We start from the raw sequence: 26,609 nt of genomic DNA on the forward strand, positions 1-26,609 counted from the left end.
GCGGTCAGGACGCTGCCAGCCCGAAGGCTCGCCACGAAGGGCCCGCCGCGACCATGCGGCTGGCCCCCCGTGAACAGGCGCGCGATCAGGCGTTGGGCCGTGCCGTCGCCAGCGCGCTGACGGCCTCGGCCGTAGCGGCCGACAAGGTCCACCCCAGATGCCCGTGGCCCGTGTTATAGAGCACGCGCGGGTTCCGGCCCCGCGTCACCCGCGGCATCATGTCGGGCATCATCGGGCGGAGACCCGCCCACGGCACCGCCTGCCGCGTGCTCATGCCGGGGAAGTGGCGCCGGCACCAGGCGACCAGCGGGGCGATGCGTTCGGCCCGGATGTCGCGGTTATAGCCGTTGAACTCGGCGGTGCCCGCGACGCGGAACCGGGTGCGGCCGAGCCGGCTGGTGACGATCTTGGCCTTGTCGTCGAGCAGGCTGACCCAGGGCGCCGCCTCCTGGTCGGCGGCCTCCGGCAGATGGACCGTGATGGAATAGCCCTTGACCGGATAGACATTGATGCGGTCGCCGAAGCCGCGGGCGACCTCCCGGCTCAGCACGCCGGCGCAGACCACGACCTTGTCAAAACGCAGGGTCTCGGCGGCCGCCGGGGCGCCGTCCGCCACCGGCTCGGTGGAGCGGACGGTGAGGCTGACATGATCCTCCAGGGCCTCGGTCGCCAGGACCTCGGTGGAGAAGCGCATCGCGACGCCGCGCCGCTCGCAGGCCTCGGCGAGGCCGATGGTGAACTTGTGGATGTCGCCGGTGAAGTCGGAGGGCGTGTAGAAGCCGCCATGGAACTGGCCCCGCAGCGCCGGCTCGATGGACCGGATCTCCGCCGGCGTCACCGCATGGCGCGCAAGGCCCCCGCGGGCGAGGAGCGCCGTGACCCGCGCCGCCGCGTCGAAGTCGGCCTTCGACTGGTAGAAATGCAGGATGCCGCGATCCTCGCAGTCGAAATCGATGCCCTCCTCGGCGGCCATCTGCCGGAGGTGGGCGCGGGCCTCGATGGCGAGCCGCGCCGTGGTGATGGTGTTGTCCTCATGCGCCGGGATGGCGGCGAGGAATTCGCCCATCCAGCTGATCTTGTGCCAGGAGGGCTTGGGGTTCACCAGCAGCGGCGCGCCCGGCGACATCATCCATTTCAGGCCCTTGAGCACCGTGCCCCAGCTGTTCCACACTTCCGCATTGGAGGCGGAGAGCTGGCCGCCATTGGCGAAGGAGGTCTCCATCGCGGCATAGGGGTGGCGGTCGAAGAGGGTGACGCGGCAGCCGCGGCGGGCGAGGCTATAGGCGGTGGTCACGCCGGTGATGCCGCCGCCGATGACGGCGACGTTGATCGTGTCTGAGGTGGGCATAGCGGGTCTCCTTCCGCGCACGGCGGATCGAAGCCCCCTCTGTCATTGGCCTGAGAGCATCCCGCGGGGCCGGTCATCGGACCTGCGGTTACACCATCGGCGGGAGCTGCTGCTCCACTTTTCAGAGTCACGTTTCGGCGCGGTCTGTTTGCCTGAGAGTTTCCGGGGCGGTTGCTCCTTCGGCGCCGCGGCAGGTGAAACCCCCGCGAACTCTTCCGCGGTCATGAGGGTAGAGCCTTCCCGGCATTCGTCAAGATCGGGAGACGCGGGACGGCACGCCACCGGGGCGCCAGGCTCCGGCGGCTCTGTTGCGCGGCCCCTGCCCGGCCGCATCGGCTGCCTCTCTTCTTCGACGGGGCCTGAAACCGGTGGTGAAGCATGGCCGGCCTCGCCGCGCGCGGCCGCCGCGATCAGCTGCAATTCGAGACCTGGTTGGCACAGATGCCGCGCCACCATCCCCGCTCTCCGCCGATCTCGACCAGCCCCCAGTTTCCCGAGCAGGCGTGGAGGCGTTCGACGACGTCGCCGGGACCGATGGGCGTTGGCTCACGCGCCACCGGCCGAATCGCGGAAAACTCGCTGGGCGCCTGCCGCAGTTCGCCGCGAGCCAGTCCGGTATTGGCAAGCGCCGCGCCGATGAGGCTCGCCGGGACCCATCCCTGGCCGCGCGGCGCCTGGGGCAGCGTGCGGGGATAGCGCTCGCCATAGGCCACTCCCGGTGCGGTGATGTCCCGCACCAGAAACCACCCCGGCCGGGAGCCGATCACCCTGAACTGGGAGCGGTAGGTCTGGCCTCGATCACCAAGGCGGTCGGGCGCCTTCCACGGCGGGGGTATCCGGCCGATCGCCCGTGCCTGCGCATTGGGAGCCGCGCGCAGGGTCATCCCGGCGGGATCGGGGTCCATCGACCAGGCGGTGATGTCGCAAGTCTCGGTGCCGCGCGGCAGCCGCCTGCGGTCGGAACGCATCCCCTCTGACTGACCAACAAAACGCTCCCACCACTCGTCGTCCTGGACTGAATTGCCCTCGACCACGCGCGTGTTCACGGCGATGAGCCTGGTCTCGCTCACCACCAGATCGACTTCGATCGCCTGGCCCTCGTCATCCGCGCGTCCCGGACGCGATGGATCGTCGGCGTCTGCGCGGAAAAGAGCGACATAGCCCTTGATGTTGTGGTCGAGACTGTCGGGCTTGAGGGTCCTGACCGGCCCGGCTCGCCAGCCGGGGGGCGTGGCCGCGATCGCAGCGTCAAGCCAGGCATGGCTATCGACCAGTCTCACCTCGTTATTCCTGACGAGATAGGCCGTCCGGATCTGCCAGCCGACGAGCACCAGCGCACCGCCGTCCGGCGTCGTCGCCAGCTGGGTGAAGAAGTTCGGCTTGTCCCTCGATATGTCATAGGGCTCGAGGAAGCGGCCGATCACGCGCTCCTGCGCGCCCGTCCCCTTCGAGAGGATGATCAACCGCACGGGCTGCTCGATGCCGGCGCCGCCGCCCTCGCCGGTTTCGAAAAGCCTGCCGACAACGACCTTCAGACGCTCGGCGCCCACGGGATATTCGGAGAGGTCGTATTGCTCGCAGCGTAATGCGCCGCCGGGACGACCGCGGGCTGATGGATCCTGGCTGCGCAGGAAGACAGGGTCGCTGCGCCAGTCCGTGTCGCCGAGGCTGCAGGACGGTATCGGCGTTGGCTGCTGGGCAAGGCTTGGCGCAACGCCTCCCAGCATCGCGGCAAAAGTCGCGATCAGTTGAAAGGTGCGCATGGCATCGGACATGGAGCTTCTCCCGGAGCGGCTTATCCCCGCGGGATGCTGAAGGCTCATGCCGTCACGGAAAGCCCGTGTTTCAGATCGGCGATCTTGCGGCCGACGTCCCACGTTCTCGGCTGGACCCGTTTGCGGGGATGACCCGCGGGGGCTGACTGGATGGGGCCGCAAGAACGTTGAGCGCATTGCCGGTGCGTTGCTGTGGGGCGAACGGCGCTTTTCCTCGTTTCGGCGACGTTACTTTCGCGGTATGGAAAAAGGACGCGCGGCAAGCCGGCGCCCTTCGCCGCCCGGCAGGAACGCGCCAGGGGACGACCAGCATGCCTGTTGCCGCTCCGCCACTGACCCTCGCTCGCCTGGCCATCGCCTTCGCCGCTGGCGCTCTGGCGGTCCTCTTGTTCCATCAGGTCGCCGTCCTGATGATCGCCAGGGCGGGCATCGCACCCCTCAGGGCCTTTGTGTTCGATCCCGTCGCGCCATTCGGGATCCCGCAAGTCATGAGCCTGGCCTTCTTCGGTGGGTTGTGGGCCGTGGTCTTCACGGTGATCTGGACGCGGTTCGGAAGTGCGGTCCGTCTGCCGTTCTGGGCCGCGGCGGCGATCTTCGGCGCCGTGGCTCCGACGCTCGTGGCCTGGTTCGTGGTTGCGCCCCTGAAAGGCCAGCCCGTCGCAGCGGGGTTCAACCCGGCAAGGATGTGGATCGGGCCTGTTCTCAATGGACTGTTCGGCCTCGGCGTCGGCCTGATGATCCCTCTCGGGGCCAGGCTGTGGGGCGAGCAGCGCAGGGGGACACCGTCACCCACCGCATTGCGCGATTGACCGGGTCCTTCCCGTCGCGACGCAGGCGAGCGAGACAGGTGCGCGCCCTCGCGCCGGCTCCGGCAAGGCGAAGCATCATCCTGGCGCCTGTCCCTGATCGCCCGGGTGCAAACGTTTCCGAGGTCCGCTTGGGGCCCCAGCAGCGACATTGGCCTAGCAATTTCAAGGACGATTGGCGGAGAGGGAGGGATTCGAACCCCCGATACGGTTGCCCGTATGCCGCATTTCGAGTGCGGTGCTTTCAACCACTCAGCCACCTCTCCGCGGTCGCAAGGCGGTGCGAGAAGACGCGCCGCCCGAGTTGAAGCGAAGCGCGACATAGCGGAACGGACGGCCGCATTCAAGCACGGCGTCGCGGCGGGGACGGAATTTCGCAGGAACAGCGTCGACGGCCTTCATGCCCTGCGACCGCCCGCCGTGCATCCCGGCCGGCACGGCCTCGCCCCTCGGGGCAGCCGGGCGACACGGCCTCCCCGGCCGCAGAGGCAAAAAAGGGCGGCGCCCTGCGGGTTTTCCTTGACTCGCGCGCCTGTTTCCATCATTGAGCCGCGTCCCGCTTCCGCTTGGCTGAGAACCGTCCGGTTCCGTCGTGCGATGCGGGCGTCACCAACAACCGCCGGTCCGCCGGCGGCAAGACCAAACAAGAAGACGGCCGGCCAAGGCGCGAGGGGCTTCCCTCCCGACCCGCCAGGCATCGTCGACAAGGACCGAAAACGATGTACGCAGTCATCAAGACTGGCGGCAAGCAGTACAAGGTTGCCGCCTCCGACACGATCACCATCGAGAAGCTCGAGGCTGCGGCCGGCGAGACGGTGGTGTTCCCCGAGGTGCTCATGGTCGGCGGCGACGCCGGCATCACCATCGGCTCCCCCTTCGTGGCCGGCGCCTCCGTGGCCGCCGAGGTCGTGAAGCAGGCCCGCGGCCCGAAGACCATCTCGTTCCGCAAGCGCCGCCGCCAGAATTCGAAGCGCAAGAAGGGTCATCGCCAGGACCTGACCATCGTGCGCATCGCCGAGATCCTCACCGGCGGCGCCAAGCCGTCGAAGGCCGCTGCCGCGCCGAAGGCCGACAAGGCCGAGGGCAAGGCCGCCAAGGCCGAGGTCGCCGAGACCGCTGCTGCCCCGACCGGCAAGATGGACACGTCCAACCTGTCGCTGATCGCCGGCATCGGCCCGACGATCGAGAAGAAGCTGCGCGCCGCCGGCATCACCTCCTGGGAGGAGATCGCCTCCTGGGATGACGCTGCGCTCGAGGCGAAGGACAAGGAGCTCGGGCTCCGCGGCCGCGCCAAGCGCGAGGAATGGGTCGAGCAGGCCAAGGAGCTGCTGGCTGGCAAGCCGCCGCGCGCCAAGGTCGACAAGGCCGAGCTGGAATCCGGGGAAGACAAGTAAGCGGGGCTCTTCGCCACGCTCTTGCCATCTCTCTGCACAACACGTCTTATAAGACCAACGGAATCGGGAGCTCCTCATGGCTCACAAAAAGGCAGGCGGCTCGTCGCGTAACGGTCGCGACTCGAACGCCCAGCGTCTCGGTGTGAAGCGGTTCGGCGGCCAGCAGGTCGTCTCCGGCAACATTCTCGTGCGTCAGCGCGGGACGAAGTTCCATCCCGGCACCAATGTCGGGCTTGGCAAGGATCACACGCTCTTCGCGACCACCGACGGCCGCGTAGAGTTCCGAACGAAAGCGAATAACCGTACCTACGTGTCGGTTGTTCCGATGATTGCCGCCGCCGAGTAACAGGCGGCACCGACATCGGGGCCGCCGGCGAGTTCGCCAGGCTGCCCCATGATCGCGGATCGAAGATCGAGGGGCGCCAGGCGAGACAGCCGGGCGCCCCTTTCTTCTTCGGTCCTGGAAATGGTTCCAGGCCCGCTGACAGGCAAGGGAAGGAACCTGCCATGACTGCCCTGGAAACCGAACTGGAAGGCCGCCTCGGCGGCGATCTGCGCGAGAGCTGTATGCCCGTCCTCGAGACGGAGCGGCTCGTTCTCCGTGTGCCGCGTTTCGAGGACGTCCCGGCGGTCGTGGCGCTGGCCAATGACCGACGGATTGCCGAGATGACGGCCAATCTCCCGCATCCCTATGCGGCGAAAGACGCGGAGAACTGGATCGCCAACGCCTGGACCTCCCAGGACCATCCCCTTCTCATCACCCTCAAGGCCAACGGCGCGCCCATCGGTGCGACGGGCTTCGTGATGCCCGATACAGGCGATCCCGAAATCGGTTACTGGCTCGGCACCGCCCATTGGGGCCGCGGCTATGCGACGGAGGCCGCCCGCGCCGTCGTCGATCACCTGTTCACGGATCGCGCCGCCGAGGCGGTGGCCGCCCGCGCCCGGGTCGTCAATCCGGCCTCGCGCCGCGTCATCGAGCGTTGCGGCTTCCAGTGGGTCGGCGCCGGCCTCACCCGCTCGCGCCTGCTGGCGAGCTCGGTGCCGGTCGACAAGTTCCGCCTCGACCGCACGCTCTGGGCCAGCCTCAAGGCCTGGCGCGACCCGATCCTGCGGCGCTCCGCGCCGAAGGTCGTTGCGGGTTGCCTGGCGTGAGCCTCGTCCTGCAGCCCCCCGCCGGCACGGCCGGCGGGGTTCGCGGGAGGACCGGTTGAACGGCCCTTTCCTGCCCCATGTGCCGCTGACGACGCGTCGGCTGGTCCTGCGCCAGCCGAGCTTCGACGACGTGCCGCGCCTCGCCCGCCTCGCCGGCGACAGGGACGTCGCGCGGATGCTCCTTGTCGTCCCGCATCCCTATACTGAGGCCCATGCTTCCGCCTTCATCGGCGACGTGCTCGCCTCGAACCTCACGGGCGATTCCCTCGCTCTCGCCGTGGCGCGGGCGAAGGAGCCCCACGCCCTCATCGGCCTGGTCAGCTTTTCCCGCGAGGGCCCCGCGGCGACCATCGGCTGGTGGTTCGGCAAATCCGTCTGGGGCAAGGGATTCGCCACCGAGGCGGTGAGGGCCATGATCGCCCTCGCCTTCCGTGATCCGGAGATCCAGCGACTCGACGCCGGAGCCTTCGCCGACAACCCGGCCTCGCTGAGGGTGCAGGAAAAGCTTGGCTTCCGCCGCACCGGCGAAAGCGTGAAGACCAGCGCCGCCCGTGGCGCCGATGTGCCCCATGTGGACATGAGCCTGGCGCGCGCGGCCTTCGAGGCCGCCGCGTCGCATTGAGAATGCCGTGCGCCGGCGCTAGGGAGGATGGATGAACAGCACCTCCATCCCCATCGGCGTCGTCACCGTCTCGGATCGCGCCAGCCGCGGCCTCTACGAGGACAAGGGCGGCCCCGGCATCGTCGCGGCGCTGACCGACCTGCTCGCCAGCCCCTGGCACGCCGTGCCGCGCGTCATCCCCGATGAGCAGGCGGTGATCGAGGCGGCGCTGATCGAACTCGCCGACCAGGAGCACTGTCCGCTGATCCTCACCACCGGCGGCACCGGCCCGGCGATCCGCGACGTCACGCCCGAAGCCACGGAAGCCGTCTGCCAGAAGATGATGCCGGGTTTCGGCGAGCTGATGCGCCAGGTGAGCCTCAAGGTCGTGCCGACCGCCATCCTGTCGCGGCAGACGGCTGGCATCCGCGGCCGGTCGCTGATCGTCAACCTGCCGGGCAAGCCCTCGTCGATCCGCGAGTGCCTCGACGCGGTGATGCCCGCCATCCCCTATTGCATCGACCTGATCGAGGGCCCGCGGCTGGAGACGAACCCCGCCCATTGCGTGGCCTTCCGGCCGAAGGGGGCGTGAGACGCGCCTAGCGCGATCGGGCGCTTCGCCGGGCAGGCGGAGAGAGCCCGAGGAAGACGAACAAGGCGCGGTTCAGCCGGAGGATGTCGTCATCGGCGAGTCGCCCGATGCAAACGCCCAGCTTGCTCCGCGGCACGGTCGTGACCTTGTCGACCATGAGGCGGCTCGCCGCGCGCAACCCGTTTGTTGGATCCGGCTCAATCACCAGCCGGAACAGCGGGGCATCCGTGGTGTCCGTCGTGAACACGCAGATCGTGACCGACCCGGTCTGCGCGAAATGATCATCCTGGATGATGACGGCGGGCCGCGGCTTTCCCGCATAGTCCTGACCGCCGGCGACGGTCCAGACCTCACCGCGTCTCACGGCTCAGGCCCACCAGCCGATATGGCATCGATGAAGGCCTGGTCGGCTTCGGCCTCGACACTGGCGGCGACGGCTGCCGACTGGCGCCGGGCTTCCCGTTCAAACGCCGCGGAGCGCATATCCGGGACCCAGATCTGGATGGGACGAAGCCCGCGCTCGCGCAGGGACAGGCGATGGCGGCGAACCTTGTCCCGTCCCGCATCGCTTTGGGCCTTCGGCGCCATGACGATCTCCCTGCTGGTGACATGTAACCCATCGGGTGCCGTCCTGCCAGCCTGATGGCGCGCTTCACCTCCTCCGGTGACCGGTCTAGCCTTCGTCGACACGCACAACGGAGGCGATCATGGACCGGCGCGACGCAACCGCAGCACTCTTCGGCCTCGGGGCGCTGTCGGCGCTGGCGACACCCGCCGCGGCCCAGGCGCAGGCCACCCGCACCGCCCCGCTCGGCGGGGCCATCACCGACGTCGCCGGCGTGAAGGTCGGGCACTTCACCGACACGCGCCGCCCGACCGGCTGCACGGTCCTGATCACCGAGGAAGGGGCGACGGCCGGCGTCGACGTGCGCGGCGCAGCGCCGGGCACGCGGGAGACCGATCTCCTCAATCCCACCAATCTCGTCGACCGCGTCCATGCCATCATGCTGGCCGGCGGCAGCGCCTTCGGGCTTGAGGCTGCCACCGGCGCGGTGCGCTTCCTCGAGGAGAAAGGCATCGGCTTCCCCGCAGGACCGGCGCGCGTGCCCATCGTGCCGGCCGCCATCCTCTTCGATCTCGGCATGGGCGACCATCGCATCCGCCCGGATGCCGAGGCCGGCTACAAGGCCTGCGCCGCCGCCACGACCGAAGCCCCCGCCGAGGGCTCGGTCGGTGCGGGCGCTGGCGCAACGGTCGGCAAGGCCTATGGCCTCGCCCGCGCCATGAAGGGCGGCATCGGCACGGCCTCGGTCAAGGTCGGCAAGGTGACGGTCGGCGCGCTGGTGGCGGTCAATGCGGTCGGCGACGTCATCGATCCGCGCTCGGGCGAGGTGATCGCCGGAACCCGCACCGAGGATGGCCGACGCCGCCTCGGCCTCACCCAGGCGATCCTGCGCGGCGAGCTGCCTCCCGCGCTCCAGGCCGGCATGGCGACCACCATCGGCATCGTCGCGACCGACGCGCAGCTGACCAAGGCGCAGGCGCAGAAGATCGCCCAGCAGGCCCATGACGGCCTCGCCCGCACCATCGACCCCATCCACACCATGTGGGACGGCGACACGCTGTTCTGCGTCGCCACGGGCAAGAGCGGCGTCACCGGCAACATGATGGCGCTCGGCGCCATCGCCGCGCAGGTCATGGCGGCGGCGGTGATCCGAGCCGTGCTGGCGGCGAAGGCCGTGCCGGGTCCGGGGGTACCGGCGGTGCCGGGCGCCAGCGAGTTCGGCTAAAGGCTCACGAGCCCCGGCGAGGCACCGTCGCCAGGAACTCCCCGAGCTCGGTCTTCCAGAACCGCGCCATGCCGGTCGTGCCGTGGCCACGCGTCTGCGCGCTCGCCGGGATCAGCAGCAGCCGGGCATTGGGGATGCGCTTCAGCTCGCGCTCCATGATTCCTGTCTCGGGCGGATTGCGCTCGTCATCGGCCGAGTTGATGGCGAGCACCCGCGCCCGGATGCGGTCGAGCCGCGGCGCGGGATTGTAGTCCCGCGAGGAATCCCACTGGTACATGAAGTCGTTGGCATCGGCCGTGAAGGGCGCAGCAAGACGGCCGTCCAGCAGCTTGTCGGCGGCCTCGCGGGTCGGCGCCATCTCCTGGTAGGCGAGCGTGCCGCCATTGGTGGCGATGCCGTAGAAGACGTTGGCGACCCGCAGCGCCTTCGGCTGCGTCGTGTAATTGCCGTTGTTCCAGTCGGGATCGTTGCGCACGCTGTCGATGATCAGCCGCCGCATCATCCAGTTGCGGCTGGACATCTCGGTCGGCTGAGAGGCCATCGGCACCAGCGCGTCCATGAAGTCGGGATGGGTGACGCCCCAGATCCAGGCATGCATCCCGCCCATGGAATTGCCGATGATCAGCCGCACCCGGCGGATGCCGAGGCCCTCGGTCAGCAGCCGGTGATGGCCGGCGACCATGTCGTCGTAATTGTAGCGCGGGAAGGCGGCGCGCATCCCGTCGGAGGGCTTCGACGACTGCCCTGCGCCGATGGCGTCGGGGATGATGATGAAATACTTCGTGGCATCCAGCGGCTGGCCCGGCCCGAAGAGCTCGCCGGCAAAGCCCGGATTGACCATGCTCGCGGCCGAACCCGCCGTGCCGTGCAGCACGAGCACGGGTTCGCCGGAGGGGTTGCCGATGGTGAGGTAGCTGAGCTTCACCTCCGGCAGCACCGCGCCGGTGTGGAAGCGGAAGTCGCGGGCCACATAGGTGCCGCGCTTCGGCTCGGGGTAGTCGGCGGCGATGGCCGCCGCCGCCAGGAACGGCAGCAGCAGACAGGCGGCGATGAGCCGCGCGAGGCGCGTCATGAGCATGGTCGTCCCTCCCGGATCGGCCCGGTGCGGCGGGAAACCGCCCGGAGCTCTTGGGAGGGACTATGGCGCGCCCTCAGGAACGGCGGCAAGCCCGCCGCCGTTCACCGGTTCGGGAGCGCCTTCAGCGCAGGCGTTCCAGCACGCTGACGTAGTTCGCCACCGCCGCGCCGCCCATGTTGAAGATTCCGGCGAGCTTGGCGCCCGGCACCTGGATGCCGCCGGCCTCGCCCATGAGCTGCATGGACGAAAGCACGTGCATGGAGACGCCGGTGGCGCCGATCGGATGGCCCTTGGCCTTGAGGCCGCCCGAAGGATTGACCGGCAGCTTGCCGTCCTTCTGGGTCCAGCCCTCGAGGATGGCGCGGGCGCCCTGGCCCTCCGGCACGAGGCCCATCGCCTCATATTCGATGAGCTCGGCCACCGTGAAGCAGTCGTGCGTCTCGACGAAGGAGAGATCCGAGAGAGTAATGCCGGCATCCGCCAGCGCCTTGCCCCAGGCCTGGGTGCAGCCTTCGAACTTCAGGATGTCGCGCTTCGACATGGGCAGGAAGTCCTGCACATGGGCATGGCCGCGGAAGGCGACTGCCTTCTTCATCTTGAGCGCCGTGGCGGTGTCGGTGATGACGAGGGCGGCCGCGCCGTCCGAGACGAGCGAGCAGTCCGTCCGCTTCAGCGGGCCGGCAACGAAGGGGTTCTTCTCGCTCTCGGTGCGGCAGAACTCGTAGCCGAAATCCTTGCGCATCTGCGCATAGGGGTTCTCGACGCCGTTCTTGTGGTTCTTCGCCGCGATCATGGCGAGGGCATCGGACTGGTCGCCCCAGCGCTGGAAGTAGTTGTGGGCGATCTTGCCGAAGACGCCGGCGAAGCCCGCGGGCGTGTCGCCGTCCTCCGGCAGGTAGGAGGCGCGCAGCAGGTTCTTGCCGATCTCCGGGCCCGGCGTCTTGGTCATCTGCTCGACGCCGACGACGAGGACGACGCGGGCATCGCCCGCCTTCACCGCGCGTACCGCCTGATGGACGGCCGCCGAGCCGGTGGCGCAGGCATTCTCCACGCGGGTCGCCGGCTTGAAGCGCAGTCGCGGATCGGCCTGCAGCACGAGCGAGGCGGTGAAATCCTGGGGCGAGAAGCCCGCATTGAAATGGCCGAGCAGGATCTCGTCCACCTCATCCGGACCGATGCCGGCATTGTCCATCGCCTCGTTGGCGACACGGATGATCAGGCTCTCGATGGTCTCGGTCTCGAGCTTGCCGAAGGGCGTATGGGCCCAGCCGACGATGCAGGCGGTCATGGCGGCGATCCTCGTGAGGGGAGCGGAGCGGAAGAAGGGCGTCGTGTCGTTACACAATAGGGGCCGGACATCACCCGCGCCATCCTCCGTCCGGCGCATGGCTGGCGCGAAGCCGCGCGGGGCGACGATCGTTGTCACGCTTTGGCCGCGTTCGTCCCGTTTCAGAAGGGCCCTGATCCGTCCCGCTTCTCCCTTGGCGAAAGCCGCGCGAAGCGGCTAAACAGGGGCGGTTGCGCCGCCCGTCGCAGAAGGCCGAAGCCATTGCGGATTCACATCCCCGTCCTCGCCGGTGCGCTCGCCCTCATCGCCGGCTTCTCCCCGGCCAAGGCCCAGCAGGTCGGGCCGACCATCGTCGTCGATATGGCCTCCGGCCAGGTGCTGCAATCCGACCGCGGCGGCACGCCCTGGCTGCCGGCCTCGCTCACCAAGATGATGACCACCTATGTGGCCCTCCGCCAGGTGCGCGCGGGCCGCGTCTCGCTCGACACCGGCCTCGTCGTCTCGCAGCGCGCCTTCCGCCAGGCGCCGTCCAAGATGGGCTTCCGGCCGGGCACCGTGGTCACCCTCGACAACGCCCTCAAGATGATCATGGTCAAGTCGGCCAATGACGTCTCGGTCGCCATCGCCGAGGGCGTCGGCGGCTCGGTCGAGGCCTTTGCCGGCATGATGAACGCCGAGGCGCAGCGGCTCGGCATGAGCGGCACCCGCTTCATCAATCCCAACGGCCTGCCCGGCGCGGGCCAGCAGACCACCGCCCGCGACATGGCCCTGCTCGCCCGCGCCATGATGCGCGAATTCCCAGAGCATGCGCAGCTCTGGCGCATCCCGGCGATCCGCTACGGCAATCGCATCATGCGCAACCCGAACCACCTGATCGGCCGCTACCAGGGCGCCGACGGGTTCAAGACCGGTTTCACCTGCGCCTCCGGCTTCAACGTCGTCGCCACCGCCACCCGCGGCGGCCGCCAGCTCATCGTCGTCGTGCTCGGCGCGACCTCGGCGCGCGGCCGGGCGGAGACGGCGGCCGGCCTGTTCGAGCGCCATTTCGTCTCCGGCGGTTCGGGTGTCGGCCTCGACGGCATCGCCAATGACCTCTCGTCCGGCCCGCCCGACATCCGCGACCAGACCTGCCGCCGCCGCGGCCCGCGCGGCCCCGTCTATATCGAGGCGGGCGAGGAGCTCGACGCCGAGCCGGTCGCCGCGGCCCAGACCACCGACCCCGGCAATCTCTCCTATGCCCAGATGATGGCCCAGCAGCAGGCCCGGACGGCCCGCCCCGGCACCCGCCAGACCGCCCTTGCCGCCATGCCCGGCGCCGTCGTCTCGCTGCTCGGCCCCTATCGCCCCAGCATGGACCCGGTGCCCGTCTTCATCGGCGGCCGCGCGCCGGTGGCAACCCCGGCCGCTACAGCGCTCGCCTCCACCGGCAACCGACCGGTCACGATTCCCGCGACCTCGGGCCAGACGACGGTCATCGTCACGCCCTCGCCGCCCGTCGCGGCAGGCGTCGCCCCCGTCCGCCATGGCGCGATCGCGCCGGCCGGCACTCCGATGATGCTCAACGGCGCCCTGCCGCCCGAACGGCCCGCCGCGGCACCGGCGCGGCCCGCCCAGCGCGCTGCACCGGCCGCGCGCCAGAACCGCAGCGCCCAAAACCGGACGCCCAACGCCAACCGCCAGACCCCCCGCCCGGTCCAGCGTCCGCAGCGGCCTGCCCAGCCGTGATCCGCAGTTCCGTCGGCATCGGCATCGCGGCGGCCCTCGCCTCGGCGACCGCCTATGGCATCAACATCGTCTATGCGCGCATGGCGACGCAGCAGGGCGTCTCGGCCGCCGACCTCGTCTTCCTGCGGGTCTTCCTGATGCTCGGCGCGGTGGCCGTGGTCACCGCGATCAGCCGCGGCGCGCTGCGCCTGCCGGCGGCGGGACGGCCGGCGATCCTCGGCCTCGGCATCGCCTCCGCGGGCGTCGGCCTCGCCTATTTCTTCGCCGTCTCCTTCGTGCCGATCGGCGTCGCGGCGATCATCTTCTACACCTTCCCGCTGCTGATCCTTCTCGCCAGCCCCTTCGTTGACGGAGGGCGCTTCACCCTCCACCGCTTCGGCGTCTTTGCCCTGGCCTTCACCGGCCTTGCCATCGCCATCGGCCCGAAGCTCGGCGACATCGACCCGCGCGGCATCCTGCTGGCGGCCCTCGCCAGCACGCTGGCGGCCTGGCAGTTCTTCATGGCCTCGCGATCCGGACGGCATGTCGGCCCGCAGGCCATGATGTTCTGGTCGCATATCGTCATCATGCCGATCTCGGGCGCGGCCGCCCTGCTCCTCGGCGGCATCGGCTGGGGCGCCATCGCCCAGGCCTGGCTCCCCAGCGCCCTGACGGTGGCCGGCTATCTCGCCGGCTTCGCCCTGCAGATGGTGGCGGCGCGCCGTGCGCCGGCCGCCATGGTCGGCCTCATCTTCTGCCTGGAACCGGTCGTCGCCATCCTCTTCGCCGGCCTCATCCTTGGCGAAACGCTCTCCCATGCCCAGATGATCGGCAGCCTCCTCGTGCTCGCCGCCCTCATCGCCTCCTCGCTGGCGGAACTGAGGCGCGAGCCACAACCCGCGCCGGTGCCTGCCGATGGCCGCTGAACCCGCTCCCCGCCGTCCGCGCCCGCCCGTGCCGGTGACCGTGCTCACCGGTTTCCTCGGCGCCGGCAAGACGACGCTGCTGAACCGCCTGCTCGCCGATCCGGCGCTGGCCGACACGGCGGTGCTGATCAACGAGTTCGGCGAGGTCGGCCTCGACCATCTGCTCGTCCGCACCGTCGAGGAGGGCATCGTCATGCTGTCCTCGGGCTGTGTCTGCTGCACGGTGCGCGGCGACCTCGTCGCGGCGCTGGAGGACTTGCTGCGCGCCGTCGACAACGGCCGCGTCGAGCCCTTCGCCCGGGTGGTCATCGAGACCACCGGCCTCGCCGACCCGATCCCCGTCCTGCACACGCTGATGGCCCATCCCTATCTGGCTCTGCGCTACAAGCTCGATGCGGTGGTGACCGTGGTCGACGCGGTGAACGGCCTTGCCACCCTCGACGCCCAGCCGGGAGCCGTGCGGCAGGCGGCGGTGGCCGACCGCATCGTCATCACCAAGACCGATCTCGTCGACGAGGCCCGCCGTCCGGCCTATCTCGCGCTGCTGGAGCGGCTCGCAGCGCTCGCCCCCGCCGCCCGCCGCCTCGATGCGTCGAAGGGCGAGGCGACCACCGAGGCGGTGCTGGCCGCAGGCCTCACCAATCCCGTCACCAAGATCCCCGACGTCGCCCGCTGGCTGAACGAGGAGGCGCTGACCAGCGCCGATTCAGCCCCCCACGGCCATGACGACGGCATCCGCGCCTTCGTCCTGACGAGCGACCAGGCCATGGGCTCGGCCGCCTTCGACATGTTCCTGGAGCTCCTGCGCGGCGCCCACGGGCCGCATCTCCTGCGCGTGAAGGGCGTGGTGAAGATCGCCGAATTCCCGGACCGGCCGGTGGTGGTGCACGGCGCCCAGCACCTCTTCCACCCCACCACCGTGCTGGATTCCTGGCCGGACGGCGATGCCCGCACCCGCATCGTCTTCATCCTCAAGGACATGGACCCCGCTGTCATCCGCGCCCTGCACGACGCCTTCCTCGGCATCGCCCGTCCCGACCAGGCCGACCGGACGGCGCTGACCGACAATCCCCTCGCCATTCCCGGCATGCGCCTGTGATGGAGGGGGCCACCCCTCGCGGCCTTGCGAGGCGCTGCGACCGGTGATCGACTGCGCCTCGCGGGAGGCGTGCATGGACTGGTCGGCCAAGCAATATGTGAAGTTCGAGAGCGAACGGACGCGCCCCGCCCGCGACCTCCTCGCCGCCGTTCCGACCCGTGAGCCGCGGCGGGTCGTCGACCTTGGCTGCGGGCCCGGCAACACCACCGAACTGCTGCTGGAGGCCTTCCCCAAGGCGGAGATCCTCGGCCTCGATTCCTCGCCCGACATGATCACCAATGCCCGCGCCCGCCTGCGCGGCATCAGCTTCGAGGTGGCGGACCTCACGACCTGGCGGCCGGAGCCGACCGCGCCGGTCGACATTCTCTATTCCAACGCCGTCTTCCAGTGGGTGCCGGGCCACGAGACGATCCTGCCGCGGCTGGTGAGCCTCCTGCCCGACGGCGGCAGCCTCGCCCTCCAGATGCCCGACAATCTCGACGAGCCGAGCCATGTCGCCATGCGCGAGGCGGCAGCAGAGGGCCCCTGGGCCGGCCGGCTCGGCGAAGCGGCGGGCACCCGCACCGCCCTCGGCAGCGCGGCCTGGTACTACCGGCTGCTCAAGCCCCACGCCCAGCGCGTCGATGTCTGGCGCACCGTCTACCATCACCCGCTGGATGGCCTCGACGGCATCGTCGAGTGGTTCAAGGGCTCGGGGCTCCGCCCCTTCCTCGCCGCCCTCCAGCCGGAGGAGCGCGAGGCCTATCTCGCCGCCTATCGCGCCCGCATCGCGCCCCACTATCCCGTCGACCCCGAGGGAAAGGTGCTGCTCGCCTTTCCCCGCCTCTTCATGGTCGCCACGCGCTGACGACACCAACGACAAGAACCACCGAGGACACGACCCATGAACCGCATTGATCTCGCCGGCCGCACCGCCGTCATCACCGGCGGCGCCCGCGGCATCGGCTATGCCGCTGCCCGGCGCATGCTGGACTCAGGCGCCGCCGTGGCGCTCTGGGACATCGACGCTGCGCGGCTGAAGGAGGCCGCCGGCACCCTTGGCGCCGGCGCCAAGGTCAGCACCCACGTCGTCGAGCTGACCGACGAGGCCTCGGTCCAGGCGGCGACCGATGCCACCGTGGCCGCCCATGGCGGCATCGACATCCTCGTCAACAATGCCGGCATCACCGGCGGCAACGGCAAGACCTGGGAGCTCTCGCCCGAGGTCTGGCGCCGGGTCGTCGACGTGAACCTGGTCGGGCCGTTCCTCACCTGCCGGTCAATCGTGCCGGTCATGCTGGCCAAGGGCTATGGCCGCATCGTCAACATCGCCTCCATCGCCGGCAAGGACGGCAACCCCAATGCCTCGCACTATTCGGCATCGAAGGCGGGCCTGATCGGCCTCACCAAGTCGCTGGGAAAGGAACTCGCGACCTCCGGCATCCTTGTGAACTGCATCACCCCGGCGGCGGCGCGCACCGCGATCTTCGACCAGATGAAGCAGGAGCATATCGACTTCATGCTGTCGAAGATCCCGATGAGCCGCTTCCTGCAGGTCGACGAGGCCGCGGCGATGATCGCCTGGCTGTCCTCGGAGGACTGCGCCTTCTCCACCGGCGCCGTCTTCGACATTTCGGGCGGCCGCGCGGTCTACTGACGGCCAGCCTCGGCGGGCTTGCAGCCGGGACGTGTGCGGTGCACCCTCGACGGACATCATGCCGGATACGATCCCCCAAGATCTGAGCCTCACCATCGCCATCGTCGACGAAAGCCGCTCGCGCGCGGCGATCATCGAGGAGGGCCTGCGCGACGCCGGCTATTCCCGCATCGTCCATATCGGCGAGATGACCAACCTTCTCGCCCGGCTCTACGCCACTGACCCGGATGTCGTGGTCATCGACCTCGAAAACCCCTCCCGCGACGTCCTTGAGCAGCTGTTCCAAGTGTCGCGGCTGGTGAAGCGGCCGGTCGCCATGTTCGTCGACCAGTCCGATACCGGCATGATCAACAAGGCCATCGAGGCCGGCGTCTCGGCCTATGTGGTGGACGGCCTGAAGAAGGAGCGGGTCAAGGCGATCCTCGACATGTGCGTCGCCCGCTTCCAGGCCTTCGCGCGGCTCCAGAACGAGCTCGACCAGGCGAAGTCGGCGCTGGAGGAGCGAAAGGTCGTCGAACGCGCCAAGGGCCTCCTGATGAAGCACAAGGGCATCTCCGAAGAGGAGGCCTATGCCCAGCTGCGCAAGCGGGCGATGAACGAGAAAAAGAAGCTGGGAGAGATCGCGCAGGCGGTGGTCACCGGTCTGGAGATGCTGGGATGAAACGGATCACCATCGGCTTCATTCCCCTCACCGACGCGGCGCCGCTGATCGCGGCGCACGAGCGCGGTTTCGCCGACGAGGAGGGCCTCGCCTTCGATCTCGTCCGCGAGGTCTCCTGGGCTAACATCCGCGACAAGCTCTCCGTCGGCCTGTTCGACGCCGCCCACATGCTCACCCCGCTGGCCATCGCCAGCGCGCTGGGCATCGGCCATGTCACGGTGCCGCTGATCGCCCCGGCGACGCTCGCCCTCAACGGCAATGCCATCACCCTCTCCGCCGCCTTCGTGCGTGAGCTCGGTGGCGCGCTGCCCGAGGACCCGGTCGCCGCCCTGCCGCTCTTCGCGGCGGCCATCAAGCGGCGCTCCGAGGCCGGACTGAGCCCGCCGGTCTTCGCCGCCACCTTCCCCTACTCCACCCACAACTACATCCTGCGCGCCTATTTCGCCGCCGGCGGCATCGATCCCGACCGCGACGTGCAGCTCGTGGTCATCCCGCCGCCGCTCATGGCGGGCTCGCTGGAAAAGGGCCTGATCGACGGCTTCTGCGTCGGCTCGCCCTGGAACTCCGTCGCGGTGGACCGGGGCGCCGGCCATATCCTCACCCCCAGCTCCGCCCTCTTCGCCCGCATCCCGGAGAAGACGCTGGCCATCGGCGATACCCTCGCCGGCGGCGACCCCGACACGCTGCGCGCCATCGTCGCCGCCACCGCCGAGGGGGCGGCCTGGTGCGCCGACCCCGCCAATGCGCTCGAACTCGCGGCCATGCTCTCCGCGCCGCATTATCTCGGCGTCTCGGCGCCGCTGGTGCTCAGGACCATCGAGGGGCGGCTGGTCTTCACGCCCGGCGGGCCGACGCGGTCGGTGCCCGACTTCATCCGCTACGACGTGCCGGGAACGGTGCGCCCCGATGCCGGCCGCTATGCCTGGCTCTACGCCCAGATGGTGCGCTGGGGACAGACGCGGTTCGACCCCACGATCCCGCGGCGGATCGCGAGCCTGATCCGCACCGATATCTATGACGCAGCCATGCCCGGCCTGCTGCCGCCGGCCGAGGCCGACCCCATCGGCAGCATCCTCGAGCCGGCCTTCGACCCGGCCGATCTCGCCGGCTATCTCGCCCGCTTCGACGAACGCGGGCTGCCGAAGCTGCGCGCCTGACGCGCATGTGCACTGCACAATCCTGTGGCAGCACGCCAGACAAATGGCGTCGATTCGGTCGCCGCAGGCCGCAGGGCGGGCCGTACCCCTCCCGCTGAAGCCAGCGATTCCGGCACCGAGGCCACCAAGAGGCACTTGGCACGAGGCTTGAATACTTCTGCCCTGAAAGCGCAGCCGTGAGGCGGCGCCAGGCCCACCGATGGGCCGCTCAGCAACGCCGCTGACAAACGTCCGATGAGCAGCCCGCTTCAGCCAGGGCAGGCCGCACCCGGACCTTTGTCGGCGGTTTTTTATTCCCGGCCCGCCGGGACCGTGCAGCCCGCCGGGCGCCCGATGCGACCGGCTCCGACCTCCACCCGCGCCGCGAGGCGCCGAACCGGGATCCGAGCATGAGCAAGACTTCGACGACGACCGCCGCGGATGCTTCCCTCGCCACCTCGCGGCGGAGGTTCCTGCGCGACACCGCCGCGACCGCCGCCCTCTTCGCCGCCGCCAAGGCCGCGCTGCCGGCCGGCGCCTTCGCGCAAGGGGCCGGTCCCGAGGTGAAGGGCACCAAGCTCGGCTATATCGCGCTGACGGATGCCGCCCCGCTCATCATCGCCAAGGAGAAGGGCTTCTACGCCAAGCACGGCGTGCCCGACATGGACATCGCCCGCCAGGCCTCCTGGGGCGCGACGCGCGACAACATGGCCCTCGGCACCAAGGCCAACGGCATCGACGGCGGCCACATCCTCAGGCCGAAGACGCATCTCTACTCCACCGGCAAGGTGATGCAGAACAGCCAGCCACTGCCGATGTACACGCTCCTCAACCTCAACGAGGACGGCCAGGCCATCTCGGTCTCCAACGAGTACAAGGACCTCAACATCCAGAAGGATTCCTCGCCGCTGAAGGCCGCCTTCGAGCGCAAGAAGGCGCAGGGCAAGGAGCTCACCGCCGCCATGACCTTCCCGGGCGGCACCCACGACCTGTGGATCCGCTACTGGCTCGCTGCCGGCGGCATCGACCCCGACACCGACATCAAGGTTATCGTCGTGCCGCCGCCGCAGATGGTGGCGAACATGAAGGTCGGCAACATGGACTGCTTCTGCGTCGGCGAGCCGTGGAACGAGCAGCTCGTCAACCAGTCCATCGGCTACACCGCCATCACCACCGGCGAGTTCTGGTTCAAGCATCCCGAGAAGATCCTCGGCATGCGCGCCGACTGGGTCGACGCCAATCCCCGCGCCACGCAGGCCATCCTGATGGCGGTGATGGAGGCGCAGCAGTGGTGCGAGAAGATGGAGAACAAGGAGGAGCTGGCGCAGATCGTCAGCCGCCGTCAGTGGTTCAACGTCCCCGTCAACGACATCAACGGCCGCCTCAAGGGCAACATCAACTACGGCCACGGCCGCACCGTCGCCGACTCGCCGCTGCGCATGAAGTTCTGGGGCGAGGGCGGCGCCGTCTCCTATCCCTGGAAGAGCCTCGACACCTGGTTCGTCACCGAGAACATCCGCTGGGGCAAGTTCGAGCCGACCACCGACATCAAGGCGCTGGTCGATCGCACCAACCGCTCGGATCTTTGGCTGCAGGCGGCGAAGACCCTCGGCGTGTCGGGGGTGCCGACCTCCGACTCGCGCGGCGTCGAGACCTTCTTCGACGGTGTGAAGTTCGATCCGGCCGATCCGCAGGCCTATCTGCGCGGCCTGAAGATCAAGCGCGCCCAGGTCTGATGCCCGGCAGGCGCTGACCTGCCGCATCCCCTGCCCATGCATCGGCCGCCCGCCCGGGCGGCCGCCTCCCCTCCCCGCCCCGCGAGAGAGCCGATGTCCCGACCCGCATTGAGAGCCGTCGACACCGCAGAACCGGTCGCTCCCGCGCCGGCCCCGAAAGCCGAGGTCATCGCCCTGACGCCGAAACCCAAGAGCGCCGGCCTCGACTGGCTGAAGACCCGCGCCGTGGCCGTTGCCACCGCCGTGATCCCGCCGCTCCTCACCCTGGCGCTGATCCTCCTCGTCTGGGAGATCCTCTGCGCCCGACCCGGCGCCACCCTGCCCTCGCCGAGCCAGGTCTGGCGCGACGCCAGCGACCTCATCCTCGACCCGTTCTTCGTCAATGGCAGCCAGGACATCGGGCTGGGCTGGCGCGTGCTGACCTCGCTGCAGCGGGTCGCCATCGGCTATGGCCTCGCCGCCATCGTCGGCATCGCGGTGGGCACCATCGTCGGCCAGTCCACCTGGGCCATGCGCGGCCTCGACCCGATCTTCCAGGTGCTGCGCACCGTGCCGCCGCTCGCCTGGCTGCCGATCTCGCTCGCCGCCTTCCGCGACGCCAATCCGAGCGCGATCTTCGTCATCTTCATCACCGCGATCTGGCCGATCCTCATCAACACCTCGGTCGGCATCCGCAACATCCCGCAGGACTATCGCAACGTCGCGGCGGTGCTGCGCCTCAACCAGATCGAGTTCTTCTGGAAGATCATGCTGCCCTCGGCGGCCCCCTACATCTTCACTGGCCTTCGCATCGGCGTCGGCCTCGCCTGGCTCGCCATCGTCGCGGCGGAAATGCTCACCGGCGGCGTCGGCATCGGCTTCTTCATCTGGGACGCGTGGAACTCCTCCAAGCTCTCCGACATCATCATCGCGCTCGTCTATATCGGCTCCGTCGGCTTCATCCTCGACCGGCTGATTGCGGGGCTCGCGACCATCGTCACCCGCGGCACGGCTGCCAACTGAGGATCGACCGATGAAGCAGGTTCCCTATCTCCTCATCGAGGGTGTCGAGAAGACCTTCACCCGCGGCGGCACGTCCAACAACGTGCTCTCGAACATCAATGTCGGCATCGACAAGGGTGAGTTCGTCTCGATCATCGGCCATTCCGGCTGCGGCAAGTCCACGCTCCTCAACATCATCGCCGGCCTGACGCCGGTGACCTCGGGCGGCGTGCTGCTCGAGAACAAGGAGGTCAACGCGCCGGGCCCCGAGCGCGCCGTGGTCTTCCAGAACCACTCGCTGCTGCCCTGGCTCACCGTCTACGACAATGTCCGCATGGCCGTGGACAAGGTCTTCTCCGGCCAGAAATCGCGCGCCGAGCGCCATGAATGGACCATGCACAAGCTCGACCTCGTGCACATGGCCCATGCCAAGGACCGCCGCCCCGGCGAAATCTCCGGCGGCATGAAGCAGCGCGTCGGCATCGCCCGGGCGCTCTCCATGGAGCCGAAGATCCTGCTGCTGGACGAGCCCTTCGGCGCCCTCGACGCGCTGACCCGCGCCCATCTGCAGGACTCGGTCATGCAGATCCACGCGACGCTGAAGAACACCATGATCATGATCACCCACGACGTCGACGAGGCTGTGCTCCTCTCCGACCGGATCATCATGATGACGAACGGCCCCTCGGCGACGATCGGCGAGATCCTCGACGTGACCTTGCCGCGGCCGCGCAAGCGCCTCGAGCTGGTGGCCAATCCCACCTACATCAAGGCGCGCGAGGCGGTGCTGAAGTTCCTCTACGAGCGCCACGCCTTCGTCGAAGCGGCCTGACGGGCGCCATGTCCGAGCCGCTCGTCATCATCGGCAACGGCATGGCCGCGGCGCGGCTCGTGGAGGAGCTCGGCCGCCAGGCCCTCGGGCGCTACGCCGTGCTGGTGGTGGGGGCCGAGCCGCACCTCGCCTATAACCGCGTCCTGCTCTCCTCGGTGCTCGCCGGCGAGATGACCGGCGCGGAGACGGAGCTGAAGCCCCGCTCCTGGTGGGAGGCGCAGGGCGTCACCCTCGTCTACGGCCGGCGCGCCGTCGCCATCGACCGCGACCACCACGAGGTCGTGCTGGAGGACGGTGCGCGCCTGCCCTATGCCAAGCTCGTCCTCGCCACCGGCTCCGATCCCATCCGCCTGCCCAAGCCCGGCATGGACCTGCCGGGTGTCGTCGCCTTCCGCGACCACGGCGATGTCGATGCCATGCTGTCGGCCGCCGGGCCGGCCACCCGCGCCGTGGTGATCGGCGGCGGCCTCCTCGGCATCGAGGCGGCCTGGGGCCTTGCCGCCACCGGCACGCGGGTGACCCTCGTCCACCTGATGGACCGGCTGATGGAGCGCCAGCTCGACGCGGAGGCCGCCAGCCTTCTCAAGGCGGCGCTGGAGACCCGCGGCATCACCGTGCTGCTCGGCGCCGATACCGCCGCTGTCGAGGGCGAGAGCTGCGTCGAGGCCGTGCGGCTCACTGATGGCCGCGTGCTGCCCTGCGACATCGTCGTCTCCGCCGTCGGCATCCGCCCCAATGGGACGCTGGCCCGCGAGGCGGGCCTTGCCATCGGCCGCGGCGTGATCGTCGACGACCGGATGACGACCTCCGACGCCGCTATCCATGCCATCGGCGAATGCGCCGAGCATCGCGGCACCTGCTACGGCCTGGTCGAGCCCGCCTATGCCCAGGCCGCAACCCTTGCCCGCCACCTCGCGGGCCGCCCCGCTGCCTATGAGGGCACGGTGCTCGCCACCAATCTCAAGGTCTCCGGCGTGCCGGTCTTCTCGGCCGGCGATTTCCTGGGGGCCGCGGGCGACGAGATCGTCATCTGGCGCGATCCGGGCCTTGCCACCTATCGCAAGCTGGTGCTGCGGGACGGCGCGCTGGCGGGCGCCATCCTCTTCGGCGAGACCGCCGATGCGCCCTGGTATCTCGACCTGATCCGCTCCGGCCGTCCCCTCGACCGCCTGCGCGACGCCGTGATCTTCGGTCCTGCCCTCGCCGAGGCCGCCTGACATGACCGTTCACGAGCCCCAGCCGAAGCCGGTCGCCACCACCTGCCCCTATTGCGGCGTGGGCTGCGGCGTCATCGCCGGGGCAGGCGGCGACGGCCGCGTCACCATCGCTGGCGATCCCGGCCATCCAGCCAACCGCGGCAAGCTCTGCGTGAAAGGCTCGACGCTCGGCGAGACGCTCTCCCTCGACGATCGCCTCCTGCACCCGATGATGCGCGCGCGCTCCGGTGCGCTCGAGCGGGTCTCCTGGGAAACCGCCCTCGACGCCGTGGCGGAGGGCTTCCGGCGAGCCATCGACACCGCGGGGCCGGACGCCACCGCCTTCTATCTCTCCGGCCAGCTCCTCACCGAGGACTATTACGCCGCCAACAAGCTGATGAAGGGCTTTGTCGGCACGGCCAATGTCGACACCAATTCGCGGCTCTGCATGGCCTCCTCGGTCGCCGGCCACCGCCGCGCCTTCGGCTCCGACACCGTGCCCGGCGCCTATGAGGACCTCGACGAGGCGGACCTTCTGGTCCTCGTCGGCTCCAATGCCGCCTGGTGCCACCCCATCCTCTGGCAGCGCATGGTGGCGGCCCAGCGCGAACGCGGCGCCCGCATCGTCGTCATCGATCCGCGCCGGACCGCGACCGCGGCCGATGCCGACCTCGTCCTGCAGATCCAGCCGGGGGCCGACACAACGCTCTTCGCCGGACTTCTCGTGCATCTCGCGGAAGCCGGCGCCTGCGACAGCCTCTATCTCGCGGCCCATACGACGGGTTTCGACGAGGCCCTCGTCCGCGCCCGCGAGATCGCCCCGACCCTCGCCGCGACAGCCGCCGCCACGGGCCTGACGCCCGGGGATGTCGCGACCTTCTTCGCCTGGTTCACCGAAACGGCGCGGACGGTGACGCTCTACAGCCAGGGCGTGAACCAGTCGGCGCAAGGCACGGACAAGGTCTCTGCCATCCTCAACTGCCACCTCGCCACCGGCCGCATCGGCCGGCAGGGCATGGGGCCCTTCTCGCTGACCGGCCAGCCCAACGCCATGGGCGGCCGCGAGGTCGGCGGCCTCGCCAACATGCTCGCCGCCCATATGGGCTTCTCGGGCACCGAGGTGGACCGCGTCCGCCGCTTCTGGGGCGCGCCGCGCATGGCCGAGCGCGAGGGCCTGAAGGCGGTGCAGATGTTCGATGCGGTGGCCGCGGGCACCATTCGCGCGATGTGGGTCATGGGCACCAACCCGGCGGCCTCCATGCCCCGCGCCGATGCGGTCCGCGCCGCCCTCGGCGGCCTCGACCTGCTCGTCGTCTCGGACAATGTGCTCTCCAACGACACGATCCAGTCCGGTGCCCATATCCTGCTGCCCGCCGCCGCCTGGGGCGAGAAGGACGGGACGGTCACCAATTCCGAGCGGCGCATCTCCCGCCAGCGGCCGTTCCTGCCCCTCCCCGGCGAGGCGAGGCCCGACTGGTGGATCATCGCCGAGGTGGCCAAGCGCCTCGGTTTCGCCGAAGGCTTCGCCTGGCCGAATGTCGCCTCGGTGTTCCGCGAGCATGCCGCCCTGTCGAGCTTCGAGAACCGCGGCACGCGGGATTTCGACATTGGCGGCCTCGCCTGCCTCAGCGAGGCCCAGTACGAGGACCTTGCGCCCGTCCAGTGGCCGGTGCGCAACCATACCGACCGCGGCCTCAAGCGCTTCTTCGCCGCCGGCGGCTTCTACACGGCCGATGGCCGCGCGCGGCTGGTGGCGGTCGCCCCGCCGGCGCTGAAGGACCTCCCGGATGCTAACCGGCCCTTCCTTCTCAACACCGGACGCACCCGCGACCAGTGGCACACCATGACCCGCACCGGCAAAGCGCCGACGCTGGGCCGCCACGCACCGGAGCCGACGCTGGCCATCCACCCCGAGGATGCCGCCGCGGCGGGCCTCGCCGATGGCGCCATGGCGCGTGTCGCGACCGCCCACGGGACCGCGGTGCTGCGTCTCGCCATCGATCCTGGCCAGCGCCGCGGCGAGATCTTCGCGCCCATCCACTGGACCGGCGAGACCACCGCCGCCGCCCGTGTCGGCGCGCTGGTCCAGGCCGCGACCGACCCCTTCTCGGGACAGCCCGAGCTCAAGGCCACGGCGGCCTCGCTCGCCCCTGTTCCTGTCGCGACCGAGGGCTTCGTCCTGGCGCGGTCGCGGCCCGCTGCCGAGGCCGGCCTGCTCTGGACCCGCGTCACGGTGGAGGGGGGCGAGGCCCTGCTCTTCGCCGCGCCGGAAGCCATCGACGGCCCGGCCTTCATCCGCCGCCTCGCCGGCGACGGCGTCACGGTCACCGAGGTCAGCGACCCTGCCCGCGGCCTCTACCGGGCCGCCGCCTTCCGCGGCGACGCGCTTGAGGCGGTTTGCTTCCTCGGCCCCGGCGCGCGGATCGCCTATCCGGTCGTGGCGGGCCTCTTCGCCCGCGACAGGCTCGACGCCACCAGCCGCAAGGCGCTGCTCGCCGGCCGCTCGCCCGACGGCCTGCCCGATCCCGGCCCCACCGTCTGCGCCTGCTTCTCCGTCGGCCTCAATGCGGTGAAGGAGGCGATTGCCGCCGGCGCCGGGGACGTCGACGCCGTCGGCAAGGCGACCCGCGCCGGCACCAATTGCGGCTCCTGCCGCTCGGAGATCCGGCGCGTCCTGGTCGAGGGTGCCAGGCTCGTCTCCGCGTGAGGCCCTCGCTCCGGTCGCATAGCGGGGCGCTGCAGATTCGCGGTTGTCCTGCCGCTTTGCCCCGGCCACACTTCCTCCCAAGGCACGCCCGCCCCCGCGGGTTCAACGATGCCGGGAGGACACCCATAAAGACGCTGCTGCTGGCTCTCGCCGGCGCCATCACCCTTG

At 69.8% G+C, this 26,609-nt stretch carries 25 protein-coding genes, 1 tRNA gene and 2 riboswitches; of the genes, 19 read left to right on the forward strand and 7 right to left on the reverse strand.

All coding sequences use genetic code 11. The annotated features are described in order from the left end of the window. Window positions 1-85 precede the first annotated feature (85 nt). Window positions 86-1,348 (reverse strand): D-amino acid dehydrogenase, encoded by a 1,263-nt coding sequence (locus C8P69_RS08770; RefSeq protein WP_108176158.1) that lies wholly within the window; start codon window positions 1,346-1,348, stop codon window positions 86-88. A 37-nt stretch (window positions 1,349-1,385) separates the two neighbouring features. Beyond that, a riboswitch (glycine riboswitch) is annotated at window positions 1,386-1,475 on the reverse strand. A 3-nt stretch (window positions 1,476-1,478) separates the two neighbouring features. Then, window positions 1,479-1,576, reverse strand: a riboswitch (glycine riboswitch). 182 nt (window positions 1,577-1,758) lie between these two features. After that, window positions 1,759-3,123 (reverse strand): SH3 domain-containing protein, encoded by a 1,365-nt coding sequence (locus C8P69_RS08775; RefSeq protein ID WP_146167308.1) that lies wholly within the window; start codon window positions 3,121-3,123, stop codon window positions 1,759-1,761. Between the two features lie 311 nt (window positions 3,124-3,434). On the opposite strand from C8P69_RS08775, the gene C8P69_RS08780 reads away from it, so the two are divergent. Beyond that, entirely contained in the window at window positions 3,435-3,932 is a 498-nt protein-coding gene (locus C8P69_RS08780) for a hypothetical protein (RefSeq protein ID WP_211353811.1), read from the forward strand. A 173-nt stretch (window positions 3,933-4,105) separates the two neighbouring features. Here the strand turns inward: C8P69_RS08780 and C8P69_RS08785 are convergent. Further along, window positions 4,106-4,195, reverse strand: a tRNA-Ser gene (locus tag C8P69_RS08785). Between the two features lie 453 nt (window positions 4,196-4,648). Here C8P69_RS08785 and C8P69_RS08790 point away from each other — a divergent pair. From C8P69_RS08790 to mog, 5 genes are all read left to right on the forward strand, one after another. After that, on the forward strand, window positions 4,649-5,323 hold the full coding sequence (locus C8P69_RS08790; protein WP_108176162.1) for a 50S ribosomal protein L21: 675 nt from the start codon (window positions 4,649-4,651) through the stop codon (window positions 5,321-5,323). A 76-nt stretch (window positions 5,324-5,399) separates the two neighbouring features. Further along, complete coding sequence (gene rpmA / locus C8P69_RS08795) at window positions 5,400-5,669, forward strand: 50S ribosomal protein L27 (protein ID WP_108176164.1); 270 nt, start codon at window positions 5,400-5,402, stop codon at window positions 5,667-5,669. A 161-nt stretch (window positions 5,670-5,830) separates the two neighbouring features. Further along, the gene (locus C8P69_RS08800; RefSeq protein ID WP_108176166.1) at window positions 5,831-6,478 is read left to right on the forward strand and encodes a GNAT family N-acetyltransferase; all 648 of its coding nucleotides are present in this window, start codon (window positions 5,831-5,833) and stop codon (window positions 6,476-6,478) included. A 55-nt stretch (window positions 6,479-6,533) separates the two neighbouring features. Further along, window positions 6,534-7,100, forward strand: coding sequence for a GNAT family N-acetyltransferase (locus tag C8P69_RS08805; protein ID WP_170118182.1), 567 nt, complete (start codon window positions 6,534-6,536; stop codon window positions 7,098-7,100). A gap of 31 nt (window positions 7,101-7,131) precedes the next feature. Then, entirely contained in the window at window positions 7,132-7,671 is a 540-nt protein-coding gene (gene mog / locus C8P69_RS08810) for a molybdopterin adenylyltransferase (RefSeq protein WP_108176170.1), read from the forward strand. Window positions 7,672-7,678: 7 nt separating this feature from the next. On the opposite strand, the gene C8P69_RS08815 is transcribed toward mog, so the two are convergent. Then, a complete protein-coding gene (locus tag C8P69_RS08815; RefSeq protein ID WP_108176172.1) occupies window positions 7,679-8,035 on the reverse strand; it encodes a type II toxin-antitoxin system PemK/MazF family toxin in 357 nt (118 codons plus the stop codon). Then, on the reverse strand, window positions 8,032-8,259 hold the full coding sequence (locus C8P69_RS08820) for an antitoxin MazE family protein (protein WP_108176174.1): 228 nt from the start codon (window positions 8,257-8,259) through the stop codon (window positions 8,032-8,034). Before C8P69_RS08820 ends, C8P69_RS08815 begins: the two co-directional genes overlap by 4 nt. A gap of 119 nt (window positions 8,260-8,378) precedes the next feature. Between C8P69_RS08820 and C8P69_RS08825 the strand changes: the two genes are divergently transcribed. Beyond that, entirely contained in the window at window positions 8,379-9,461 is a 1,083-nt protein-coding gene (locus tag C8P69_RS08825; protein ID WP_108176176.1) for a P1 family peptidase, read from the forward strand. A 4-nt stretch (window positions 9,462-9,465) separates the two neighbouring features. Here the strand turns inward: C8P69_RS08825 and C8P69_RS08830 are convergent, their stop codons facing one another. Further along, window positions 9,466-10,533: an alpha/beta fold hydrolase gene (locus tag C8P69_RS08830; RefSeq protein ID WP_108176555.1), complete on the reverse strand. Its 1,068-nt coding sequence runs from the start codon at window positions 10,531-10,533 to the stop codon at window positions 9,466-9,468. A gap of 127 nt (window positions 10,534-10,660) precedes the next feature. Next, complete coding sequence (locus C8P69_RS08835; RefSeq protein ID WP_108176178.1) at window positions 10,661-11,827, reverse strand: acetyl-CoA acetyltransferase; 1,167 nt, start codon at window positions 11,825-11,827, stop codon at window positions 10,661-10,663. A gap of 261 nt (window positions 11,828-12,088) precedes the next feature. On the opposite strand from C8P69_RS08835, the gene C8P69_RS08840 reads away from it, so the two are divergent. From C8P69_RS08840 to C8P69_RS08895, 12 genes are all read left to right on the forward strand, one after another. After that, entirely contained in the window at window positions 12,089-13,552 is a 1,464-nt protein-coding gene (locus C8P69_RS08840) for a D-alanyl-D-alanine carboxypeptidase family protein (RefSeq protein ID WP_245901943.1), read from the forward strand. Continuing rightward, window positions 13,549-14,457 (forward strand): EamA family transporter, encoded by a 909-nt coding sequence (locus tag C8P69_RS23820; RefSeq protein ID WP_170118183.1) that lies wholly within the window; start codon window positions 13,549-13,551, stop codon window positions 14,455-14,457. Before C8P69_RS08840 ends, C8P69_RS23820 begins: the two co-directional genes overlap by 4 nt. Continuing rightward, window positions 14,447-15,556, forward strand: coding sequence for a CobW family GTP-binding protein (locus tag C8P69_RS08850; protein ID WP_108176182.1), 1,110 nt, complete (start codon window positions 14,447-14,449; stop codon window positions 15,554-15,556). Before C8P69_RS23820 ends, C8P69_RS08850 begins: the two co-directional genes overlap by 11 nt. Window positions 15,557-15,629: 73 nt before the next feature. Beyond that, complete coding sequence (gene tam / locus C8P69_RS08855; protein ID WP_108176184.1) at window positions 15,630-16,403, forward strand: trans-aconitate 2-methyltransferase; 774 nt, start codon at window positions 15,630-15,632, stop codon at window positions 16,401-16,403. A 36-nt stretch (window positions 16,404-16,439) separates the two neighbouring features. After that, entirely contained in the window at window positions 16,440-17,192 is a 753-nt protein-coding gene (locus C8P69_RS08860) for an SDR family NAD(P)-dependent oxidoreductase (protein ID WP_108176186.1), read from the forward strand. A 70-nt stretch (window positions 17,193-17,262) separates the two neighbouring features. Continuing rightward, the gene (locus C8P69_RS08865) at window positions 17,263-17,853 is read left to right on the forward strand and encodes an ANTAR domain-containing response regulator (protein WP_420541472.1); all 591 of its coding nucleotides are present in this window, start codon (window positions 17,263-17,265) and stop codon (window positions 17,851-17,853) included. Continuing rightward, window positions 17,850-19,010 carry a CmpA/NrtA family ABC transporter substrate-binding protein gene (locus C8P69_RS08870; protein WP_108176190.1) on the forward strand — a complete coding sequence of 387 codons (1,161 nt, stop codon included), beginning with the start codon at window positions 17,850-17,852 and terminating at the stop codon, window positions 19,008-19,010. The genes C8P69_RS08865 and C8P69_RS08870 overlap by 4 nt, the downstream gene beginning before the upstream one ends. Before the next feature lie 389 nt (window positions 19,011-19,399). Next, entirely contained in the window at window positions 19,400-20,725 is a 1,326-nt protein-coding gene (locus C8P69_RS08875) for a CmpA/NrtA family ABC transporter substrate-binding protein (protein ID WP_108176192.1), read from the forward strand. Between the two features lie 93 nt (window positions 20,726-20,818). Continuing rightward, window positions 20,819-21,727, forward strand: a complete 909-nt coding sequence (ntrB, locus tag C8P69_RS08880) for a nitrate ABC transporter permease (protein ID WP_108176194.1) — start codon at window positions 20,819-20,821, stop codon at window positions 21,725-21,727. A gap of 10 nt (window positions 21,728-21,737) precedes the next feature. After that, window positions 21,738-22,538 carry an ABC transporter ATP-binding protein gene (locus C8P69_RS08885; protein ID WP_108176196.1) on the forward strand — a complete coding sequence of 267 codons (801 nt, stop codon included), beginning with the start codon at window positions 21,738-21,740 and terminating at the stop codon, window positions 22,536-22,538. 8 nt (window positions 22,539-22,546) lie between these two features. Then, entirely contained in the window at window positions 22,547-23,755 is a 1,209-nt protein-coding gene (locus C8P69_RS08890) for an NAD(P)/FAD-dependent oxidoreductase (protein WP_108176198.1), read from the forward strand. A gap of 1 nt (window position 23,756) precedes the next feature. Next, on the forward strand, window positions 23,757-26,441 hold the full coding sequence (locus tag C8P69_RS08895; RefSeq protein WP_108176200.1) for a nitrate reductase: 2,685 nt from the start codon (window positions 23,757-23,759) through the stop codon (window positions 26,439-26,441). Window positions 26,442-26,609 lie beyond the last annotated feature (168 nt).

This window comes from Phreatobacter oligotrophus (genome assembly GCF_003046185.1).
Lineage (GTDB): Bacteria > Pseudomonadota > Alphaproteobacteria > Rhizobiales > Phreatobacteraceae > Phreatobacter > Phreatobacter oligotrophus.